At 65.1% G+C, this 19,980-nt stretch carries 17 protein-coding genes; 7 read left to right on the top strand and 10 right to left on the bottom strand.

Translation table 11 applies throughout. The features are described from left to right. Positions 1-43: 43 nt before the first annotated feature. Both ACP153_RS08615 and ACP153_RS08610 read left to right on the top strand, forming a co-directional pair. Entirely contained in the window at positions 44-466 is a 423-nt protein-coding gene (locus ACP153_RS08615; protein WP_424970571.1) for a GlcG/HbpS family heme-binding protein, read from the top strand. Between the two features lie 119 nt (positions 467-585). Beyond that, positions 586-1,365 carry a gamma-glutamyl-gamma-aminobutyrate hydrolase family protein gene (locus ACP153_RS08610; RefSeq protein ID WP_424970570.1) on the top strand — a complete coding sequence of 260 codons (780 nt, stop codon included), beginning with the start codon at positions 586-588 and terminating at the stop codon, positions 1,363-1,365. 124 nt (positions 1,366-1,489) lie between these two features. On the opposite strand, the gene ACP153_RS08605 is transcribed toward ACP153_RS08610, so the two are convergent. After that, positions 1,490-2,065, bottom strand: coding sequence for a hypothetical protein (locus tag ACP153_RS08605; protein WP_424970569.1), 576 nt, complete (start codon positions 2,063-2,065; stop codon positions 1,490-1,492). Between the two features lie 120 nt (positions 2,066-2,185). Between ACP153_RS08605 and ACP153_RS08600 the strand changes: the two genes are divergently transcribed. The 5 genes from ACP153_RS08600 to xylB all read left to right on the top strand — a co-directional run bounded on the left by ACP153_RS08600 (position 2,186) and on the right by xylB (position 8,700). Continuing rightward, the gene (locus tag ACP153_RS08600) at positions 2,186-3,142 is read left to right on the top strand and encodes an MBL fold metallo-hydrolase (protein ID WP_424970568.1); all 957 of its coding nucleotides are present in this window, start codon (positions 2,186-2,188) and stop codon (positions 3,140-3,142) included. Positions 3,143-3,360: 218 nt separating this feature from the next. After that, entirely contained in the window at positions 3,361-3,837 is a 477-nt protein-coding gene (locus tag ACP153_RS08595) for a methyltransferase family protein (protein WP_424970567.1), read from the top strand. A gap of 177 nt (positions 3,838-4,014) precedes the next feature. After that, positions 4,015-5,586, top strand: coding sequence for a Re/Si-specific NAD(P)(+) transhydrogenase subunit alpha (locus ACP153_RS08590; protein ID WP_424970566.1), 1,572 nt, complete (start codon positions 4,015-4,017; stop codon positions 5,584-5,586). Between the two features lie 13 nt (positions 5,587-5,599). Beyond that, the gene (locus tag ACP153_RS08585) at positions 5,600-7,096 is read left to right on the top strand and encodes an NAD(P)(+) transhydrogenase (Re/Si-specific) subunit beta (RefSeq protein WP_424970565.1); all 1,497 of its coding nucleotides are present in this window, start codon (positions 5,600-5,602) and stop codon (positions 7,094-7,096) included. A gap of 158 nt (positions 7,097-7,254) precedes the next feature. Further along, positions 7,255-8,700 carry a xylulokinase gene (gene xylB, locus ACP153_RS08580; protein WP_424970564.1) on the top strand — a complete coding sequence of 482 codons (1,446 nt, stop codon included), beginning with the start codon at positions 7,255-7,257 and terminating at the stop codon, positions 8,698-8,700. A 17-nt stretch (positions 8,701-8,717) separates the two neighbouring features. Here xylB and ACP153_RS08575 read toward each other — a convergent pair whose 3' ends face one another. The 9 genes from ACP153_RS08575 to ACP153_RS08535 all read right to left on the bottom strand — a co-directional run bounded on the left by ACP153_RS08575 (position 8,718) and on the right by ACP153_RS08535 (position 19,935). Next, a complete protein-coding gene (locus ACP153_RS08575; protein ID WP_424970563.1) occupies positions 8,718-9,605 on the bottom strand; it encodes a dimethyl sulfoxide reductase anchor subunit family protein in 888 nt (295 codons plus the stop codon). A gap of 3 nt (positions 9,606-9,608) precedes the next feature. Next, entirely contained in the window at positions 9,609-10,355 is a 747-nt protein-coding gene (locus tag ACP153_RS08570; protein WP_424970562.1) for a 4Fe-4S dicluster domain-containing protein, read from the bottom strand. An 82-nt stretch (positions 10,356-10,437) separates the two neighbouring features. Next, positions 10,438-13,209 (bottom strand): molybdopterin oxidoreductase family protein, encoded by a 2,772-nt coding sequence (locus ACP153_RS08565; RefSeq protein WP_424970561.1) that lies wholly within the window; start codon positions 13,207-13,209, stop codon positions 10,438-10,440. Next, positions 13,206-15,113 carry a beta-galactosidase gene (locus ACP153_RS08560; protein WP_424970560.1) on the bottom strand — a complete coding sequence of 636 codons (1,908 nt, stop codon included), beginning with the start codon at positions 15,111-15,113 and terminating at the stop codon, positions 13,206-13,208. Before ACP153_RS08560 ends, ACP153_RS08565 begins: the two co-directional genes overlap by 4 nt. After that, entirely contained in the window at positions 15,110-15,970 is an 861-nt protein-coding gene (locus tag ACP153_RS08555) for an SMP-30/gluconolactonase/LRE family protein (RefSeq protein ID WP_424970559.1), read from the bottom strand. Before ACP153_RS08555 ends, ACP153_RS08560 begins: the two co-directional genes overlap by 4 nt. Beyond that, the gene (locus ACP153_RS08550; RefSeq protein ID WP_424970558.1) at positions 15,967-16,572 is read right to left on the bottom strand and encodes a 2-dehydro-3-deoxy-6-phosphogalactonate aldolase; all 606 of its coding nucleotides are present in this window, start codon (positions 16,570-16,572) and stop codon (positions 15,967-15,969) included. Before ACP153_RS08550 ends, ACP153_RS08555 begins: the two co-directional genes overlap by 4 nt. Next, positions 16,569-17,465 carry a 2-dehydro-3-deoxygalactonokinase gene (locus tag ACP153_RS08545; RefSeq protein WP_424970557.1) on the bottom strand — a complete coding sequence of 299 codons (897 nt, stop codon included), beginning with the start codon at positions 17,463-17,465 and terminating at the stop codon, positions 16,569-16,571. The genes ACP153_RS08550 and ACP153_RS08545 overlap by 4 nt, the downstream gene beginning before the upstream one ends. Continuing rightward, entirely contained in the window at positions 17,462-18,226 is a 765-nt protein-coding gene (locus ACP153_RS08540) for an SDR family NAD(P)-dependent oxidoreductase (RefSeq protein ID WP_424970556.1), read from the bottom strand. Before ACP153_RS08540 ends, ACP153_RS08545 begins: the two co-directional genes overlap by 4 nt. Continuing rightward, positions 18,226-19,935, bottom strand: a complete 1,710-nt coding sequence (locus ACP153_RS08535) for an IlvD/Edd family dehydratase (protein ID WP_424970555.1) — start codon at positions 19,933-19,935, stop codon at positions 18,226-18,228. The genes ACP153_RS08540 and ACP153_RS08535 overlap by 1 nt, the downstream gene beginning before the upstream one ends. Positions 19,936-19,980 lie beyond the last annotated feature (45 nt).

The raw sequence follows: 19,980 nt of genomic DNA, 5'->3' as shown, positions 1-19,980 counted from the left end.
CCCTCGGCGGCGCGCTGCGTCCGCCTCACCATCAGGATCTGTCATGATTTCCATTCGCAAAGCCCGCACCATCATCAAAGCCACCCTCGCCAAGGGGAAAGAGATGGAGCTCAAACCCCTCACCGTCATCGTACTGGACGCGGGCGGTCACCCAATCGCCTTCGAGCGCGAGGATGGCGCCAGCCCGGGCCGGTTCGAGATTGCCCGGGGCAAGGCCTATGGCGCTGTGATGCTCGGCCTGCCGGGCTCTGCCCAGATGGCGCGGGCCGAGAGCCAGGCCTATTTCATGGCTGCCATGAACGGCGCCTTCGAGGGCAAGGTCGTGCCCGTGCCGGGCGGCGTTCTGGTCAAGGACCGCAAGGGCGCGATCATTGGAGCCGTGGGTGTTACCGGTGACACGTCTGAGAATGACGCGGCCGCCGCAACCGCGGCTATCGAGGCCGCTGGCTTCTTCGCCGACGCCTGATCCTCAATGCGCGCACAGGGCTGCACATGCCCTGTGCGGACCTGTGCGCCCCTGTCTCTCGACCCGGTTCGGGAAATGCCATATATCCAGCGCTGTAGCACAGTTTCACAGGATAGGTCATGGCGCGCCCGGTCGTTGGGATTATCGGCAATTCATATCTGATCAACGATCAATACCCGGTCCATGCCGGCGGATCGATGAACTCTTGCGCCATCAGCCATGTGGCGGGCGCGATCCCCTTCATCGTCCCTTCTGACCCCGAGCTTGTGCAGGTCGAAGAGCTGCTGGAGGTCTGTGACGGCTTCGTTCTGACCGGGGCCCGCGCCAATGTGCATCCCGAAGAGTACGGGCATATTCCCACGGAAAAACACGGTGATTTCGACCGGGCCCGGGACCGGATCACCTTGCCGCTCGTGCGGGCCTGCGTGGATCGTGGGCAGCCCTTTCTCGGCATCTGCCGTGGGTTCCAGGAGGTCAATGTCGCCATGGGCGGGACGCTCCACCCGGAGATCCGCGAGATCCCGGGGCGCGAGAACCACCGCATGCCCCCCGACGGGACGCTGGAAGAAAAGTTTGAGATCCGTCAGACCGTCTCGGTCTCGCCCAACGGTCCCTTCGCGCGAGTCTTTGGATCTGCCGAGGTGCGGACCAACACGTTGCATGGCCAAGGCATTATGGAGGCGGGCCCGCGCGTGATCATCGACGGGCACGCGCCCGATGGCACGCCGGAGGCGATCTATATCGCCGATGCGCCGGGCTTCACGCTTTCGGTGCAGTGGCACCCGGAATGGAACGCCGATCAGGACCCGGTCTCGCGCCCGCTCTTCACCGCCTTTGGCGATGCGGTCCGCGCCTGGGCCGATGGACGCCGCCCGGTGCCCGTCGCGATATCTGCCTAAGTTAAAGGGGCGTCGGCGTGCCCTTTCGTTTTGTTCCACTGTTCTCGATGCGCGCGCCGGAGCGGCTGCTCTGCCAACATAGTCTCGCTGCCAGCCTGGCCGGAGTAGCACCCAAGTAAGTCTGTCATTCTTGCTGCTCTGGTTCTGCCACGGATGCCTTCTCAACAAGTAGATGTGTCTTGGAGTTCCCCAATGCACCTGGCTTCGGCTTAGTTGTAAATCCGGCTTTCTCTACATGTTCGATGAGGCAAGCCATGACCTCTTGGTGGGTTGGTTTCACGAGCCCCAATTCTTCGGTGTGCTTTTTCCCTGAATGCGACTGTAAAAAGAGGTATGTTGTTTTGATCCCCTTGAATCTGATGGTTTGAACGGCGAATTCGGACATTGAATTCCAGGGAAACTTTCGGATCTCGGCCTTGGAAAGGAATTTCAAGCCCGTGTAGAAAACCGTCACGCCTTCCAGATCTATGACAAAAGCAGGCCCGCTATCATGGTATTTGGGGATGGTCTTAGCCACGGACAACAAACCGATAGCTGCAAATAGCAGCGCGCACAGCAAGGCTAGAGTGTATTCGGTAGAGGTAACATGTGTACCCGCATTCTTTGCCACGACGACAAAGCCTATTGCTCCTGCAGCGGCGACAGAGCCGTTCTGCAGAAGCTGTAGTCCGAGGCGATACTGATCTCGTTCGACGACCATAGAGCGGTCTCCTGTCGCTATGCTGACGCTGCCAAATTCAGCGTATGTATTTCAGGTGGCAGAGCAACAGGCTGGACATTACATTCACAAAATGGAATGTTTTGGGCAGGAGGAAACACCATGCCCAAATTGCCCAGTCTCTTGGCCTGTGCGGCGATCGCCTTGCCCCTTGCGGCCCATGCCAGCGAGGACATTCCCGATCAGTACCCGCAGAGCCCGCTCTATTCCAAGCCGGTGGAGGTGATCCCCCATGTCTGGTCCGCGATCGGGGCGACGGCGCCGCCGACCTATGAGAATGCCGGGCATAACAACAATCTCAGCTTCATCCTGACGGGCGCCGGGGTTGTGGTCATCAATGGCGGGGCCTCGGCGCAGCTGGCCGAAGCGCTCCATGCGGAGATCCGGACGATCACCGACCAGCCCGTGGTGCTGGTGATCAACGAGAACGGGCAGGGGCACGCGATGCTCGGCAACTCCTATTGGCGCGATCAGGGGGTCGAGATCCTGGCCCATGCGGACGCGGCCCATGAGTTCGAGGAATACGGCGCGCAGATCCTCGAAGGGATGAAGCGCTACAACCGCGACCGGGCCGAGGGCACGCGGCTGGTCGCCCCCGACCGGACCTTTGAAGAGCGCGAGGTGATCGAGCTCGGCGATGTGCGGATCGAGGTGCTCCATCTCGGCCCGGCCCATAGCCCGGGCGACATTCAGGTCTGGCTGCCCGATTGGGACATCGTGATCGCGGGCGATATGGCCTTTCACGAGCGGATGCCGCCGATCTTTGCCGACACGGTGACCTCGGAATGGGTCGAGACCTGGGAGACGGCCTTCGAGCCCCTCGGTGCCACCTATGTCATCCCCGGCCACGGGCACCCGACCAACATGGCGCAGGTCCGGCGTTACACCCGGGACTATCTCGTCTATCTGCGCGGTCAGATCCGCGCGCATATCGATGAGGGCGGGGACCTGAGCGAGGCCTATTACGTGGATCAGTCCCCCTATGCCCATCTCGACACCTATGAGGAGCTCGCCACCAAGAATGCCGGGCGCGTCTTTGAGGAGATGGAGTGGGAGTGAGCCGGGCGCGCAAGGCCGCCTGACGCGGGTTCCCTGCATCGGACGCCGCTCCCGCGCTGCGTGCTGAGTGAAATCCGGGCAAAAACCCGCCGCGCATCTTGACGCAGTGTCATGGCATCGCTTTGCACCGAGCTTGCATCAATTTCGCGCTTGAGATGTGCTGCGGGGCTCGCCTAACTCGGCACGACAAAGCGGCCCGCGCCGCGCAGGAGACCGCCATGAGCAACCCGTTTCGCGACCTGACACTGGACCAGATGCTGGACATCCCGCCGCTCTGGCTGCTGATCTGTGCGCTGCTCGGCTGGGCCCAGGCGGAGTTTCTGCCCATTGGCCCTCCGGGGGGCGCGGTGACGCAACTGCTGGGCGGTGTCCTGGTCGGGGGAGGGATCCTGCTGATCCTTCTGGCCGCTCTGGAATTTCGTAAGCATTCCACAACGATAGTGCCCCATCTTACGCCGGATCACCTGATCACGGAGGGGATTTTCCGGCGCACGCGCAACCCGATCTATCTCGGGGATGTGCTGATCCTGACCGGCCTTTTCCTGCGCTGGGAGGCGTGGATTTCGCTGCCTCTGGTTGTGGCTCTGGTCTATATTATTGACCACCGCTTCATCCGCGGGGAGGAAGAACGGGCCCGCGCGGCCTTTGGTCCGGCCTATGACGCCTATTGTGCACAGACCCGGCGCTGGCTCTGATCCCTGCTGCAATTGTATACGAAGGTATGCTTGTATCGCACAGCAAGCTATGCGCCCATTGCATGGGGGCGTCTCTAACTGGTGGCGCTAACAGCCTGTTGCGGCAAATCAAATCCGAGTGTTAAGAGGCCATTTGAACGAAAAGCCCGCTTGGGTGGAAACGGGAAAGGAAGACACGTGAAGATCGGGGCACCGAAGGAAATCTTTCCTGGCGAAGCACGAGTTGCGATGACGCCAGACTCTGCACTTCAGTTGCAGAAACTTGGATATGAGTGTGCAATCGAGTCCGGCGCGGGGGACGCGGCCGGGTTTGCAGACGCACTTTACGAGGCCAATGGGGTAGAGGTCGTCAAGACCGCCGCCGCGCTGTTCAAGGCGGTGGATATCGTCGCCAAGGTGCGCCCCCCCAGCGAGACCGAAGCCAAGCGTCTGCGCAAAGAGCAGCTGCTGATCAGCTTCTTCTATCCGGCCGCCAATGAGGCGCTGATGGATCTGGCCAAGGACAAGGGCGCGAGCGTCATTGCCATGGACATGGTCCCGCGCATCAGCCGCGCCCAGAAGATGGACGCGCTGTCGTCGATGGCCAATATCGCCGGCTACCGCGCGGTGATCGAGGCAGGCAACAACTTCGGACGCTTCTTCACCGGTCAGATCACGGCGGCTGGTAAAGTGCCGCCCGCCAAGGTGCTGGTTGTGGGCGCCGGTGTGGCCGGTCTGGCCGCGATCGGGACCTCGACTTCGCTGGGTGCGATCACCTATGCGTTCGACGTGCGCCCGGAAGTGGCCGAGCAGGTTGAATCCATGGGCGCCGAATTCGTCTTCCTCGATTTCGAGGAAGAGCAGCAGGATGGCGCGGCCACGGGCGGGTACGCCTCGGTCTCCAGCCCGGAATTCGCCGCGGCCCAGCTCGCCAAGTTCCGCGAACTGGCCCCTGAGATGGACATCGTGATCACCACCGCGTTGATCCCGAACCGCGAAGCCCCGGAGCTTTGGACCAAGGATATGGTCGAAAGCATGAAGCCGGGCTCGGTGATCGTCGATCTCGCGGCGGAAAAGGGCGGCAACTGCAAGCTGACCGTCATGGACGAGAAGATCGTCACCGACAATGGCGTGACCATCATCGGTTATACGGACTTCCCGAGCCGCATGGCCGCCCAGTCCTCGACGCTCTATGCGACCAACATCCGTCACCTGATGACCGATCTGACGCCAGAGAAGGACGGTCAGACCAATCACAACATGGAAGACGACGTGATCCGTGGGGCAACGATCACCCATGCGGGCGAGATCACCTTCCCGCCGCCCCCGCCGAAAGTGGCGGCGATCGCGGCGCAGACCAAGGAAAAGCCCAAGGAGAAGACCCCCGAGGAGATCAAGGCCGAGGAAGCCGCAGCGTTCAAGGCGCAGACCAAGAACCAAGTCACGCTTCTGGCCGTTGGCGCGGCGCTGCTGCTGGGTGTGGGCCTGATTGCCCCCGCCAGCTTCATGCAGCATTTCATCGTCTTCATCCTGTCGGTCTTCATCGGCTTCCAGGTCATCTGGAACGTGGCACACTCGCTGCACACGCCCCTGATGGCGGTGACCAACGCAATTTCGTCGATCATCATTCTCGGCGCGCTGATCCAGATCGGATCGAGCTCGCTTCTGATCACCGTGCTCGCGGCGGCGGGCATCTTCATGGCCTCGGTGAATATCTTCGGCGGCTTCCTCGTGACACGGCGCATGCTCGCCATGTTCCAGAAATCCTAAGGAGCTCCGGACTATGGAATTCGGATTTACGATTGCGGCCTACGCGGTTGCAGCAGTTCTTTTCATCCTGTCCCTGGGTGGTCTGAGCGGACAAGAAAGCGCCAAGCGCGCTGTGTGGTATGGCATCGCGGGCATGGCGCTGGCGGTTGTGGCAACGATCACCGGCCCCGGTCAGGGTCTGGCCTGGGCCTCGATCATCCTGATCGCTTTGGGCGCGGCTGTCGGTTATCAGCTCGCCACCAAGGTCCAGATGACCCAGATGCCCGAGCTTGTGGCCATCATGCACTCGCTCGTCGGTCTGGCTGCGGTCTTTGTGGGCTTCAACGCCGACATCATGATCAACTCGGTTTCCGCCCTTTATGAGGCCAATGGCCAGGTGCTGGGCGCGGTGGGCGCGGATGGCTATACCGCCATCGGTCTGCCCAAGGAGATCACCGACGGTCTCTCGTCCTTCGGCAAGCTCATCGCCAAGAAATCCGGCGTCGAGATCGGCATCCTCCGGGTCGAGCTGGTGCTCGGCATCTGGATCGGTGCGGTGACCTTCACCGGCTCCGTGATCGCCTATGGCAAGCTCGCGGGCAAGGTGAACTCCGCCGCCAAGCAGCTGCCCGGTGGGCATATGCTGAACGCGGCAGCGGCAGCAGGCTCCCTGGTGCTGACGGCCATGTATCTGGGCGGCGCAGGCAGCTGGACGCTGGTTCTGCTGACGCTTCTGGCGCTCTTCATCGGCTATCACCTGATCATGGGGATCGGCGGCGCGGACATGCCCGTGGTGGTCTCGATGCTCAACAGCTATTCCGGCTGGGCCGCTGCTGCGATCGGCTTCTCCCTGGGCAATGACCTCCTGATCGTGGTGGGCGCGCTTGTGGGCTCCTCCGGTGCGATCCTGTCCTACATCATGTGTAAAGCCATGAACCGCGCCTTTGTCAGCGTGATCCTTGGCGGCTTTGGTGGCGCCGGTGGCCCGCAGATGGAGGTCGAGGGCGAGCAGGTGGCCATCGATGCCGACGGCGTTGCGACCGCTCTGAACGAAGCTGACAGCATCATCATCATCCCGGGCTACGGCATGGCCGTGGCACAGGCCCAGCAGACGGTTGCCGAGCTGACCCGCAAGCTGCGTGCCAAGGGCAAGGATGTGCGGTTCGCGATCCACCCGGTTGCCGGTCGTCTGCCGGGGCACATGAACGTGCTTCTGGCTGAGGCGAAAGTGCCCTATGACATCGTGCTGGAGATGGACGAGATCAACGAGGATTTCCCGGATACGGATGTGGCCATCGTGATCGGCTCCAACGACATCGTGAACCCTGCGGCACAAGAGGACCCGAACTCCCCGATTGCCGGGATGCCGGTTCTGGAGTGCTGGAAGGCCAAGCAGGTCTTCGTCTCCAAGCGGGGGCAGGGCACGGGCTACTCGGGCATCGAGAACCCGCTCTTCTACAAGGAGAACACGCGGATGTTCTACGGCGATGCGAAGGCGAGCTTCGACAAGCTCCTGCCGCTCATCGACTGAGAGCTCTGAGATCAGATCTGGAAAAGGCCCGCCTCGCGCGGGCCTTTTTCGTTGCGGCAGGGGGCTCGGCCCAATACCCAAGGGAAACGGCGCAGGCGCTGTGCTGCGGCGCGGTCCACATGTGGACCGCGCTTGGCGGCGGCTGAAAGGGGGAGCCCATGTATCTCGGTCTCGATATCGGCACATCGGCGGTCAAGGCGCTCCTTTGGGATGGGCAGGCGGTCTGTGGCACGGCCAGCGCGCCTCTGCAGGTTGCGACCCCATCTCCCGGAGCGAGCGAGCAAGACCCGGAGGATTGGTGGCGCGCGGTCTGCGCCGCCTGCACAGAGCTTCGGACGCGACCCGGCTGGGACGGGGTCAAGGCCATTGGTCTGTCGGGTCAGATGCATGGCGCGGTCTGTCTTGGGGCCGATGGCGCGGTCCTGCGCCCGGCCATGCTCTGGAACGACAACCGTGCGGAGGCCGAGAGCACAGCCATGACCGCGGCTCTGCCCGGGATCGGCGCCCGCGGGGGTGTGCCGCCGATGCCCGGCTTCACCGCGCCCAAGCTCGCCTGGCTGGCCCGCGCCGAGCCCGAGACGCACCGCGCGACGGCAATGGTGCTCCAGGCCAAGGATTGGCTGGGCTACCGGCTCCATGGCGGGTTCCTCTCCGAGATGTCTGAGGCCGCAGGCACGCTCTGGCTCGATCAGGCGGCACGGGACTGGGACGAGGCGGCTCTTGCCTTCAGCGGGCTCTCCCGCGCTCAGGTGCCGACCCTCGCCGAAGGCACCGAGTTGGCTGGTCCGCTGACCCGCGCCGCAGCTGACACGCTGGGGCTTCGACCTGGCGTGCCAGTGGTCCGTGGGGGCGGGGATGCCATGGCGGGCGCGGTGGGCGTGGGGGTCGTCCGCCCGGGGCAGGCCATGGTCTCGCTCGGCACCTCCGGGCAGTTCCTGCTCGCGAGCGACCGTCACGCACCGAACCCGGAGCGCCTGTTGCACAGTTTCGCCCATTGCCTGCCCGGCGGATACATCCAGATGGCGGCCATGCTCAACGGCGCGGCCCCCATGGCCTGGCTGGCCCGCGCGCTTGGGCAGGAGCTGCCCGCGCTGCTCGCACTGGCTGAGACCGCAGATCCAGTCCACACGCCGCTCTTTCTGCCCTACTTGACCGGGGAGCGGACGCCCCATGGCGACCCTAGCGCCCGGGCGGGGTTCCAGGGGCTCAGCCACGGGACTGGTCCCGGTGAGATGATGCGCGCTGTGATCGATGCCATCGCCTATAGCTTTGTCGATGCGCAGTCAGCGCTCCGCGAGGCCGGGCTCGACACGCCGTCGCCCATCGTAATCGGGGGCGGCGCGCGCAGCGATCTGGTGTTGCAGACCCTCGCGAATGTGCTGGGGATCCCGATGCAGCGCCCCGCCGGGGCGGACCAGGGGCCCGCGCTGGGGGCAGCTAAACTGGCCGCAGTGGGGATCGGCGACCTCTCTGTGGAGGAGCTCGCAGCGCCGCCAGAGATCGGCGCGGTGTTCGCGCCGCGGCAGGAGGGGCGTCACGCGGAACGGTTGCCGCGCTACCGCGCGCTCTATGCGCAGCTCAAAGAGGTCTGCGCGCGGCCCTGAAGGGCCGCGTGAGAGGATCAGGCCGCGCTGACCGCGTTCTGATCGCGCCCGTAATAGAGCCCGACCACATGCTCGGCTTCGGCAAAGAAAAGCCAGCGTGCCACCAGCACCCCCGCGAAATGGGAGATCACGGCGAGCCCGACCACCAGATGCTTGTCATTGAGCAGGATGAGCACCAGCGGCAGCACCGCCATGAGACCCAGGGCAATGACCCGGAGCTTCACCGCGTGCTTGCGACCGACCTCATAGACCATCTCGCGCATCAGGTAGTTGCCGCCCGTATGGGGCGGCTCGAAGGCGCGGACCTGGGCGCCGAGGCCGGTGGCGGTGGAGAGGGACGTTGCGCCGCCTGAGAAGGCCTTGTCGCCGGCCATCCAGGCCCAGAGCTGTACCACTCCGATCGCAGCCAGCAGCCAGAGCGCCGTTGTGATATGACCTGCCAGTAGTGCACCGCCGCCGAGGCTCAGGAGGCCGAAGAGAACGGGCGTAGCGGGCTGATTCCAGCGTGGCACGGTCTTCAACTGGGTGTAGATCATCGCCGTGGCGAGCACGGTCGCGAGGCAGAGTGCTGCGCCCAGAACGCCAAGGAAGGCGGGTTGGTAGCCGAGGAATACCGCCGCAGCCCCGTGGAGGCCCATGATCGTCAGTGCTGCCACGGCCAGTACCGCCTCACGGCTGAGCCAGCTGGTTTTCCACTGGGTGAAGGCGCGCCAGGCGCGCTGCGGATTGCCCAGATGGAAGGTCGAGGCGATGAGCCCGCCCACGGAAAGCGCAAAGGCCAGCGCATAATAGACAAAACCGACCCAGCCCACAGCCTTGGGGATGCCGAGCCCGAGCCAGATCAGGAGGCCAAAGCCGATGCCCGAGAGCGAGGTGAAGAGAATGACAGATTTCGCGGGATGCATGGCTCAGATCCGATCCAGAGTGCGGTCGAGCCAGCCGAGAAAGCCCGTGGGCTCGGTCGCGACCGGTTCGAGATAGGGGGCGAGCACGTCAAACTCCGGCACGTCGTCCTTGGGACGGGGCGGCAGGTATTTGTTGACGGGCTTGGTGCCCTGCTCGGGCATGAGGTCCATGCCGCCGCGCTCGGCGACAAGCTGGCTGACGTCGCTGTCGGGATCGCCGAGATCGCCGAAATGACGCGCGCCTGCGGGACAGGTGCGCACGCAAGCGGGCTGGCGGTCTTCTTCGGGCAGGGCCTCGTTATAGATCCGGTCGACGCAGAGCGTGCATTTCTTCATCACGCCGGCGGCCGCATCCATCTCACGCGCGCCGTATGGGCAGGCCCAGGCGCAGAGGCCGCAGCCGATGCAGGCATCCTCGTTGACCAGCACGATCCCGTCTTCGGAACGCTTGTAACTGGCCCCCGTGGGGCAGACTGTCACGCAAGGCGCGTCCTCGCAATGGAGGCAGGATTTCGGGAAGTGGATCAGCTGGGCCGGGCCTGCCTCGGGCGTGACCTCGTAGCTGTGGACGCGGTTGAGGAAGGTGCCCGTGGGCTCGGCGCCGTAGGGGTCCTGATCGCTGAGCGGGACGCCATAGCCCTGATCGTTCCAGCCTTTGCAGGCGACCACACAGGCATGGCAGCCGACGCAGGTATCGAGATCAATGACGAGGCCGAGCTTCTTTTCGGTGCTGGCGGGAAGCTCGGTCATGGCGTGCTCCTTGGCTGGCGGCAGGATATGGGGGGCCAGCCCCCCAGACCCCCCGGGATATTTGAGGACTTAAGATTGGGGGTCATGACCGGCCTCCGAGCGGCGGGAAGCTGGGCTGGCTTTCGGGTTGGCTGCCGGTTTTGGCGATGTTGACGCGGAGGTCGAACCAGGCGGCTTGGCCCGTGACCGGGTCGGAGTTCGACCAGCGCATCCCGTCGGAGCGGGCCGGGAGCAGCTCGGAGATCAGGTGGTTGAGCAAGAAGCCCTTGGTGGCTTCGGGCGCGTCCTTGTCGAGACCCCAGGCACCCTTGCGCTTGCCGATCGCGTTCCAGGTCCAGACGGTTTTCGGGTTGAGCGCAGCCATCAGGGCGACGGGGATGGTGATCTGGCCGTGCCGCGAGGTGAGCGTGGCCCAATCGCCCTCGGCAAAGCCGTGTTCCTCCCAGACAGCGCTGGGGACATAGAGCGGGTTCACCCCGTGGATCTGGCGCAGCCAGGCGTTTTGCGAGCCCCAGGAGTGGTACATCGCCATCGGGCGCTGGGTCAGGGCGTGGAGGGGGAACTCGTCTGTGCGGGCATCGGTGCTCTCATACCAGATGGGCAGGGGGGTGAGTTTCTCCTTGATCTGGTCACGCAGATGGTCGGGCGGCTGACGCTCCCCATGGCCTTCGGCGGCCAGCTGGAACCGGCGCAGGGGTTCGGACCAGAGGTTGAAGATATAGGGCTGGGGTTTGTCGTAGAAGGCCATCTCGACCGCCCAGTCCTGATAGGCGCTGTTCCAGGGCTTGTAATAGCGGGCCTCTTCGGGGACCTCGGCCTCCCAGAAACCGCCATTGTCGATATAGCGCTGAAGCTGGTCCGGGTTCGGCGCGCCGCGCCCCTCCGCATCGCCATTGCCTCGGAAGCCCGAGAGCGGACCGACGCCCGGGCGGCGCTCATGGTTGACCATGTAGTCGGCGTAATCCGCGTAGAGCTGCTTGCCGTCGGCATCGACAAAACCCGGCAGGCCAAGCCGCGCGCCAAGCTCCACAAGCACCGACTGGAAGCCGCGCACATCGCGGTCCGGCTCCACCACGGGCCAGCGGATCGCATCGGCCACCGCATCGGGTTCGCAGATCGGGCGGTCGAGCAGGGAGATGCAGTCGTGACGCTCCAGATAGGTGGTGTCCGGGAAGATCAGATCCGCATAGGAGACCATCTCGGAATTGTAGCTGTCGGCATAGATGATGCGCGGGATCTTGTACTCGCCGTTCTCATCCGTATCCGTAAGCATCGCCATGGTCTCGGCGGTGTTCATCGACGAGTTCCAGGCCATGTTCGCCATATAGAGGAACAGCGTGTCGACCTTGTAGGGATCCCCCGCATGGGCGTTGGAGATCACCATATGCATCAGCCCATGGGCCGACATCGGGTTGTCCCAAGAGAACGCCTTGTCGATCCGCGCCGGGCTGCCATCGGGTTTGAGGGCCAGATCGTCGGGCCCATGCACGAAGCCCAGATGCGGGCCGTCGAGCGGGGCGCCGGGCGTGACCTTGCAGTGGGGCTTGGGATGGGCCTCGGGCGGTTTGGGGTAGGGCGGCTTGAAGCGGAAGCCACCGGGGACCTCGACCGTGCCGAGCAGGATCTGCAAGAGATGCAGTGCCCGCGCGGTTTGGAAGCCGTTGCCATGGGCGGAGATCCCGCGCATGGAGTGCATCGCGACTGGTCGGCCCTGCATCTTGGCGTGTTTGTTGCCGCGAAAATCGGTCCAGGGGATGTCGAGCTCAAAGGCTTCGTCAAAGGCGGTCTTGGCGAGCTCGGCGGCAAGCCCGCGGATCCGCTCGGCGGAGATCCCGCAGCGCTCGGCCACAGCCTCGGGCGCGTAGTCCTCGCTGAGATATTTCTCGGCGATATGCTGGATCACGGGGCGGTGGCTGACCCCGGCATGGCGGTGGGAGCCTGCGAGATCCGGTTGCACCCCTTGTGTGTCGAAGGGCACGGGCTTGCCCGTGGCGCGGTCGAGGATCAGGAGCTTGCCCGCCTCGTCACGCAGCAAGAGCCCATGCTCGGGGCTCGCCGGGTCCTCATTCACCAGCACGGGCGCGTTGGTGAAGGCCGCAAGATAGTCGAGATCGATCCGACCCGCGCGCAGCAGGCAGTGGATCAGTGACAGGATCAGCAGACCATCGGTGCCCGGTGTGATCCCGTACCAATCGTCCGCCACGGCATTATAGCCCGTGCGGATCGGGTTGATCCCGATCACCTTGGCGCCGCGCTTTTTCAGCTTGCCGAGGCCGATCTTGATCGGGTTGCTGTCATGGTCTTCTGCGACCCCGAAGAGAAGGAACATCTTGGTGTGTTCCCAATCGGGCGAGCCAAACTCCCAGAACGCGCCGCCCATCGTATAGATGCCTGCCGCCGCCATATTCACCGAGCAGAAGCCGCCATGGGCTGCGTAATTCGGGGTGCCGAAGTTTTGCGCGAAGAAGCTGGTGAAGCTTTGCGACTGATCGCGCCCGGTGAAGAAGGCGAGCTTGTCCGGGGCGTCCTTGCGCAGGGGAGCGAGCCAGTCCGTGGCGGTCTGCAGCGCCTCTTCCCAGCTGATCTCTTCGAACTGGCCGGAGCCGCGCGGGCCCACCCGTTTCAGCGGCGCGCGCAGGCGCGAGGGGGCGGTGTGCTGCTTGATGCCCGCGGAGCCCTTGGCGCAGAGCACGCCCTTGTTCACAGGGTGGGCGCGGTTGCCCTCGATATAGGCGACCTTTCCGTCTTTGAGATGCACGTTGATGCCGCAGCGGCAGGCGCACATGTAACAGGTGGTTTGCCGCATCTCGTCGAAACGCGGGGTGGGGATCTCGGGTGCGACATTTTTGTTCATGGGGCCAATTTCCACAGCAGGCCCGCCGGGGGCAAGAGGTCGTCTTCGAAAATACGGGGTTCTGGGGAATAATTTACCACCAGACGACGGGATCCCATGACGCGCTGGCGCACACCCGGGGGCATTTCGGTCGTCGCGACGCCGGCCCGTGCACAAAGATCCCGCAGGATCCGGTCCAGGGCGACCGGGTCGGGCCAGGCCCCAAGGTAGTGCTGATGCTCTGCGCGGAGAAGGATCGGCGCGCCGTCCTCGGTCGTTAGCGCGGTCTCAGCACGTGTCTCGACGGTTTCGATCCAGCGCTCCGCCGAACCTCCGCCCGCGAGGGGACGCCCGGCCCCGGGAGGCAGGCTCTCCACATGGGTGACGGTCACGTCAAGGTCGCACAGCCCAGGACCAAGCGGCAGGGCCATGGTCAGCTCCGGTGTCTTCGAGCCTGCTCTTGGGCCCACCAGCACCTGCGCCGGGGTCTCGGAGAGAAAGCCCGCCATCTCGGGGCTGAGGCTCAGGAGGCCGGGCACCAGCAGGAGGTCATAGCCCGCGAGCCGCGCCGGATCCGCAGGCAGGATATCCACCGACAGGCCCAGCTTGCGCAGCCCGCGATACATCTCGAAACAGAGGGAGAAGTAGTCGAAATCCGCCCCTTGCGGCTGCACCTCCCACGCCCATTGGGACGGGTAGTCAAAGACCAGCGCCACCGGCGCGCGGGTCGCGCGGGTCTCCGGTAGGGTGGCGATTTCCGCGGCGACCTCGCGCGCCTCGGCAAGGCCCGGGGCCTCGACATCATCGGCGCGCAGGAGGCCCGCGTGCATCTGCTCCTGTGCAAAGGGGGCCTGGCGCCAGCGGAAATAGCACACGGCCTCGGCGCCATGGGCAAAGGCCTCATGGGACCAGAGCCGCACCATCCCGGGCAGCGGTGCCGGGTTCCACGGCGCCCAGTTCACCGGGCCTGGCTGCTGCTCGATGATCCACCAGCGCTGATCCTGCCCGACCCCGCGATAGAGATCATGGTGAAAGGCCTGAAAATCCGGATCGCCCTGGCGCAGATAAGTCGCCTTGTGCGCCGCATCCCCCTCGATGCGGTCCATCAGGAACCCCATCGGATAGCTGTCCCAGCTCGCGATCTCGAGATCCGCGCCGAGGTCATGGTGATCGAATTCCGTGACCCGGCCCATGTAGTTGTGGATCAGGGGCGCATCCGTAAGGGGCCGCAGGGCGTAGACCTGGGTGCGGTTGAACGCCACCACCATATCCGAGGCAAAGCGTCGGAACGCCATGGCGTGGGACGGGTTCGGCTCGGTCACGGTCAGGTTCGGCAGATCGATCTGATCGAAGTTGGCATACTCCATGGACCAAAACACATTGCCCCAGGCGCGGTTCAGGGCGTCCGTGGATTGATAGCGCTGCGCCAGCCAGTCGCGGAACTGGTCGCGGGCGGCGGGCGAATAGCTGAGCGTGGTGTCGTGGCAGCCATATTCATTATCTATCTGCCAGGCGACCACGCGCGGGTCGCGGCCATAGCGTTCGCCCATGATGCGGGCGATCCGTGCGGCCTCCGCCCGGTAGCCGAGATGGGCAAAGCAGTAATGGCGGCGCGATCCGAACCCGCGTGGCCTCCCCTCGGCATCTAGGGCCAGCATGTCCGGATGCTTGTCGAGCATCCAGCGCGGCGGGGTGGCCGTGGGCGTGCCCATCACCACCTCGAGCCCGGCCTCGGCCAGCACGGCCACCGCCCGGTCGAGCCAGTCGAATTGCAGGTCTCCCGGGCTGGGCTCCAGCCGGGACCACGCAAACTCGCCGATCCGTACAAGGGTCAGCCCGGCGTCTTTCATCCGCTGCGCATCGCGCGGCCATTGATCCTCGGGCCAGTGCTCGGGGTAGTAGCACACCCCCAGCTTGCGGCTCACAGGATCACCCGCGGTTCCGGGCGGCCCTGAGCGACGGCCTCGGCGGCAAAGACGCAGCCATTCTCGGGGGCCTCCTCCAGCGTCTCGGTGCTGAGCCCTTCGCGCGCTGTGGTGATGAACAATCGGTCAAGCGCCTCACCGCCAAAAGCCGGGCAAGACGCATGCCGCCCTGGACAGTCAACGGCCCGAAGGAACGCGCCCTCGGGACTGTAGCAGGCCACGCGGGACGCGCCCCATTGGGCAATCCACAGATTGCCCTCCTTATCGGTCACCGCCCCGTCCGGGTTCAGCGCGTCGGCGCGCAGATCCACGGCAAGCTCCGCCGCCCCGGCGGGCCAGCCATCGGTACCGAGCGGCAGGCGCATCACCTGCCGCGTGGGCGTGTCGGTGTAATAGGCACAGCCGCGATCCCGGTCGAAACAGATCGCATTGGAGATCGTGATCCCGGGCACAAGCTTCTGCACCTCGCCGTCGAAGTAGCGGTAGATCGCACCGGCCCCGGGCTCCGCCCCCTTGCCCATGGTCCCGATCCAGAACCCGCCCCAAGGGTCCGCCCGTCCGTCATTTGAACGGGTTGCGGGGTTATCCGCCTCCAAAGGCGCGAGAAACTGGCTCTCACCCTCGGTCAGATCAAATGTGGCCAGCGCGGTCTCCGACGCGATCAGCAGCGTGTCGTGATCCACCCAGCCCGCCGCCGAGACCATCTCGTCAAACTGCCATTCCAGCGGCCCGCTCCCATCGCGGGACAGCATCCGCTGCCCGGTGATGTCGAACCAAAAGAGCTGCTGCCGCTCGGGATGCCAAAGCGGCCCCTCGCCAAGCGCGCAGGGTCGGTCGTCATAGAGCGTCGCGGTCACGAGATGGCCGCCCCGTAATGGCGCACGATGCTGAGCGCCTTGAGATAGACCTGCTCATCACTGTCGCCGGGCGCGTAGAGCGAGCTGCCGAGGCCGAACCCTTTTGCGCCCGCCGAGAGCCAGGCCCCGAAATCCGGCCCGTCGATCCCGCCCACGGCATAGATATCCGTGCCCTTGGGCAGGACCGGCACCAGCGCCTTGAGCAGTCCGAGCCCGCCCACGGAGGCCGGGAAGAGCTTCAGCCCCGTCGCCCCCGCACCGAGGGCTGCGAAGCATTCGGTCGGGCTGAAGACGCCGGGAAAGCTCAGCATGTCCCGGGCGCGGGTCTCGCGGATCACCTCGGTATCGGCATTGGGGGAGACGATGATCTGCCCGCCTGCGGCCTTCACATCGCGCACCTCGTCGCGGGTCAGGACCGTGCCCGCCCCGATCAGGGCGCTCTCACCCAGGGCGTCGACCATCGCGGCAATGCTGTCGAGCGCGTCCGGCGAGTTCAGCGGCACCTCGATCCGGTCGATCCCGGCGCTGACAAGGCGCGTGGCCACGGGGACAGCCTCAGGCGGGGTGATGCCGCGCAGAATGGCGATCAGGGGACGGCTCATGCGGTTTCCTTCAAACTGGCATAGGCGGCGGCGAGGCCGGCGCGGACCATCTCGGACCCATCGGCGATCCGGGCGGGGACGGCCTGGGCCTCAAGCGCGGTTTGGTAAGGCGCGGTGACCTTGGGCGCCCCGATCAGGGCGACATTCTGGCCGAGCCAATAGGGGCGGGCGGCCACAAGCTCCGCCCCGATCAACAGGCCCGAAAGCCGGGCGCGGGTGGCATCGGGCGATGTCCCTTCGAGCAGGTCCGCCGCGCGCAGCCCAAAGAGCCGGGCCGCGATCCGTTCGGGCCGCGCCATGCCATCGCGGAGCCCCTCGACAAAGGCCTCCGCCTCCCAGCCCGCATCGGCGAGGGAGTGGCGGAGCACCGAGTGCCGGGCGAGGGTGAAGTAAAGCTCCCCGGTCATGAAGGTCTGGAAGCTCACGACCTCGCCCGCGCTGATATGGGCCCATTTCGTATGGGTGCCGGGCAGGCAGATCACCCCGTCCCAGCCGGGGTTGCGCGCAAGAAAGCCCGCGATCTGGGTCTCTTCCCCGCGCATCACATCGGCCGGCTTGGGCTGCTTGAGCCCGGGGATCACATGGACCCGCAGGCGCGGATCGGCGCAGGCTGCGCGCACGGGCGCGGGGCCCAGGGGCGCGCAGGGCACAGCGGCATAGGGCGCCTCGACCCAGCCTTGCCGCGAGCCGACCATGCCGCAGGCCAGCACATCCGTGGGCCTGTCGAGCCAATCGCCCACAAGCGCCAGAAGTGCGGGCTCGAACCCTGTCCGCTCTAGCGAGCCCATCCCCGCATCGGAGCTCGCCTCGGCCAGCACGGTCTCGCCCGCCATGCGCCAGGCGCGCAGATGCGAGGTACCCCAATCAACTGCGATCCAGTTCTCTGTGCTCATCCCGTCACCACCACGCCACCATCCACGACCATGCATTGCCCGGTCATCATGCGGCTGCTGGCCGATGCAAGAAAGAGGGTCGCGCCAACAATATCCTCGGGAGCGAGATGCTCCTTGAGGCAGGCGCGCTCCAGATGGGCGTCGAGATCCTCGGGGGTGGCCCACATGTCGAGCTGCTTCTGGGTGAGCACCCAGCCCGGGGCGAGCGCGTTGACGCGGATCTTGTCGGGCCCGAACTCGCGAGCGAGGGAGCGCGACATGCCGGTGATCCCCGCATTGGCGGTCGTGTAGGCCGGGTAACCCGCATTGCCCATCATGTAGCTGATCGAGCTGAAATTCACGATGGATCCGCCGCCCGCCGCCGCCATGCCCGGCGCGACCGCCTGGGCGGCAAAGAAATAAGCCTTGAGATTGACCGCTTGCATCCAGTCCCAGAACTCCGGCGTGACCTCTGCCGTGGTATGACGCTTGTCATTGGCGGCATTGTTCACCAGCGCGGTGACAGGCCCATGAGCCTCGACGGACTGCGCGATAGCGGCGCGCAGTCCGTCCGTATCGGTGATGTCGCCCTGGATGAAAAGCGGGGCGCGCCCGTGCTTTTCGGTCATCTCGGCCACGAACTCACTGGCATCGGAGCGGCCGATGAAGGCCACCTGCGCGCCCTGATCCATGAACCCGTCGGTCAGCGCCGCGCCAATGCCGGAGCCGCCGCCGGTGATGAAAACGGAGGCGCCGTCGAGGTCTGAGTATCGCGCGGTCATCAATGGCTTTCCCGTGTTACGGGGCGGGTGTCCTGACCCACCAGAAAATCGAGATCCGCGCCCTGATTGGCCTGCAGGACGTGATCCACATAGAGCTTGGCATAGCCGCGGGTGTAATGGGGCGGGTCAGGGGTCCAGGCCGCGCGGCGTGCCTCCAGCTCCGCCGCATCGACAAGCAGGTCGAGCACGCCGTCCTTGGCCGAGACGCGGATCCGGTCGCCGGTCTTGACCAGCGCCAGCGGGCCGCCTGCCTGCGCCTCGGGCGCCACATGGAGGATCACCGTGCCATAGGCCGTGCCCGACATGCGGGCATCCGAGACCCGGATCATGTCACGCACACCTTCGCGCACGAGCTTGGCTGGGATCGGCATATTGCCCACCTCCGGCATGCCCGGATAGCCCTTGGGGCCGCAGCCTTTGAGGACCAGGATCGTCTCGGGTGTCACCGGCAGGTCGTCGCGGTCGATATTGGCCTTCAGGTCCTCGATACTCTCGAAGACGAAGGCCTCGCCTTCATGTTCCAGCAGGGCATCCGTGGCTGCCGAGGGTTTCACAATGGCCCCGTCCGGGGCGAGCGAGCCCGTGAGCACCCGCAGCCCGGCGGCGGGTTTCACCGGCGTCTCCATGGAGCGGATGACATCGCTGTTGAAACATTCGGCCCCCTCCGCATAGGCGGAGATATCCTTGCCCAATACCGTGGTGGCAGGGCGCAAATGCTCCTTGAGTTCCGACAGCACCACGGGCACGCCGCCCGCATAGGCGAAGTCCTCCATCAGATACTTGCCCGAAGGCATGCAGTTCACGAGAAGCGGGATCTCGCCCCCGATCTCGAAATCCTTGAGGCTGAGATCCACATTCGCCCGGCCCGCCATCGCCAGCAGATGGACAACCGCGTTGGTCGAGCCGCCGACAGCGGCATTGGCGAGGATGGCGTTCTCGAAGGCCTCTTTGGTCAGGATCGCGCTGGGGCGCAGGTCTTCCTCGACCATTTCGACGATGCGCTTGCCGGTCAGATGCGCCAGCGCCATGCGCCGCGCATCCACCGCCGGAAGGGCGGCATTGGTGGGCAGGGACATGCCCATCGCCTCCACCAGCGAGGCCATGGTAGAGGCGGTGCCCATGGTCATGCAGACCCCTGCGGAGCGGGACATGCCCGCCTCGGCATTCATGAAATCCGCTAGTGTCATCTCGCCCGCGCGCACAGCCTCGGAAAACTTCCAGACATCCGTGCCCGAGCCGATATCCTGCCCGCGATACTTGCCGTTGAGCATCGGCCCGGCGGAGACGACGATGGAGGGCAGATCGACCGAAGCCGCGCCCATGAGCTGGCCCGGGGTGGTCTTGTCACACCCGCCCAAGAGGACGACGCCATCCATGCCATAGGCGCGGATGGATTCCTCAACATCCATGGCCAGAAGGTTGCGAAAGAGCATGGCCGTGGGCTTCATCTGGGTCTCGCCCAGGGACATGACCGGGAATTCGACCGGAAAGCCCCCGGCCTCCCAGACGCCGCGCTTCACCCCTTCGGCCAGGGTCCGGAGCCCGTGGTTGCAGGGGGTCAGCTCCGACCATGTGTTGCAGATCCCGATGACCGGACGGCCATCGAAGACATGATCGGGGAACCCCTGGTTTTTCATCCAGGAGCGGTGGATGAACCCGTCCTTGTCGAGCTTGCCATACCAAGCGCGATTGCGGCGTGTGTCGCTCATGGGGCGGACCTTTCGCCGTGAGTATTTTGGGAACAATGAAGGGGG

It is taken from the genome of Dinoroseobacter sp. S76 (assembly GCF_049801095.1).
Taxonomy (GTDB): domain Bacteria; phylum Pseudomonadota; class Alphaproteobacteria; order Rhodobacterales; family Rhodobacteraceae; genus Dinoroseobacter.
This window is presented reverse-complemented; position numbering and strand designations above follow the sequence as displayed.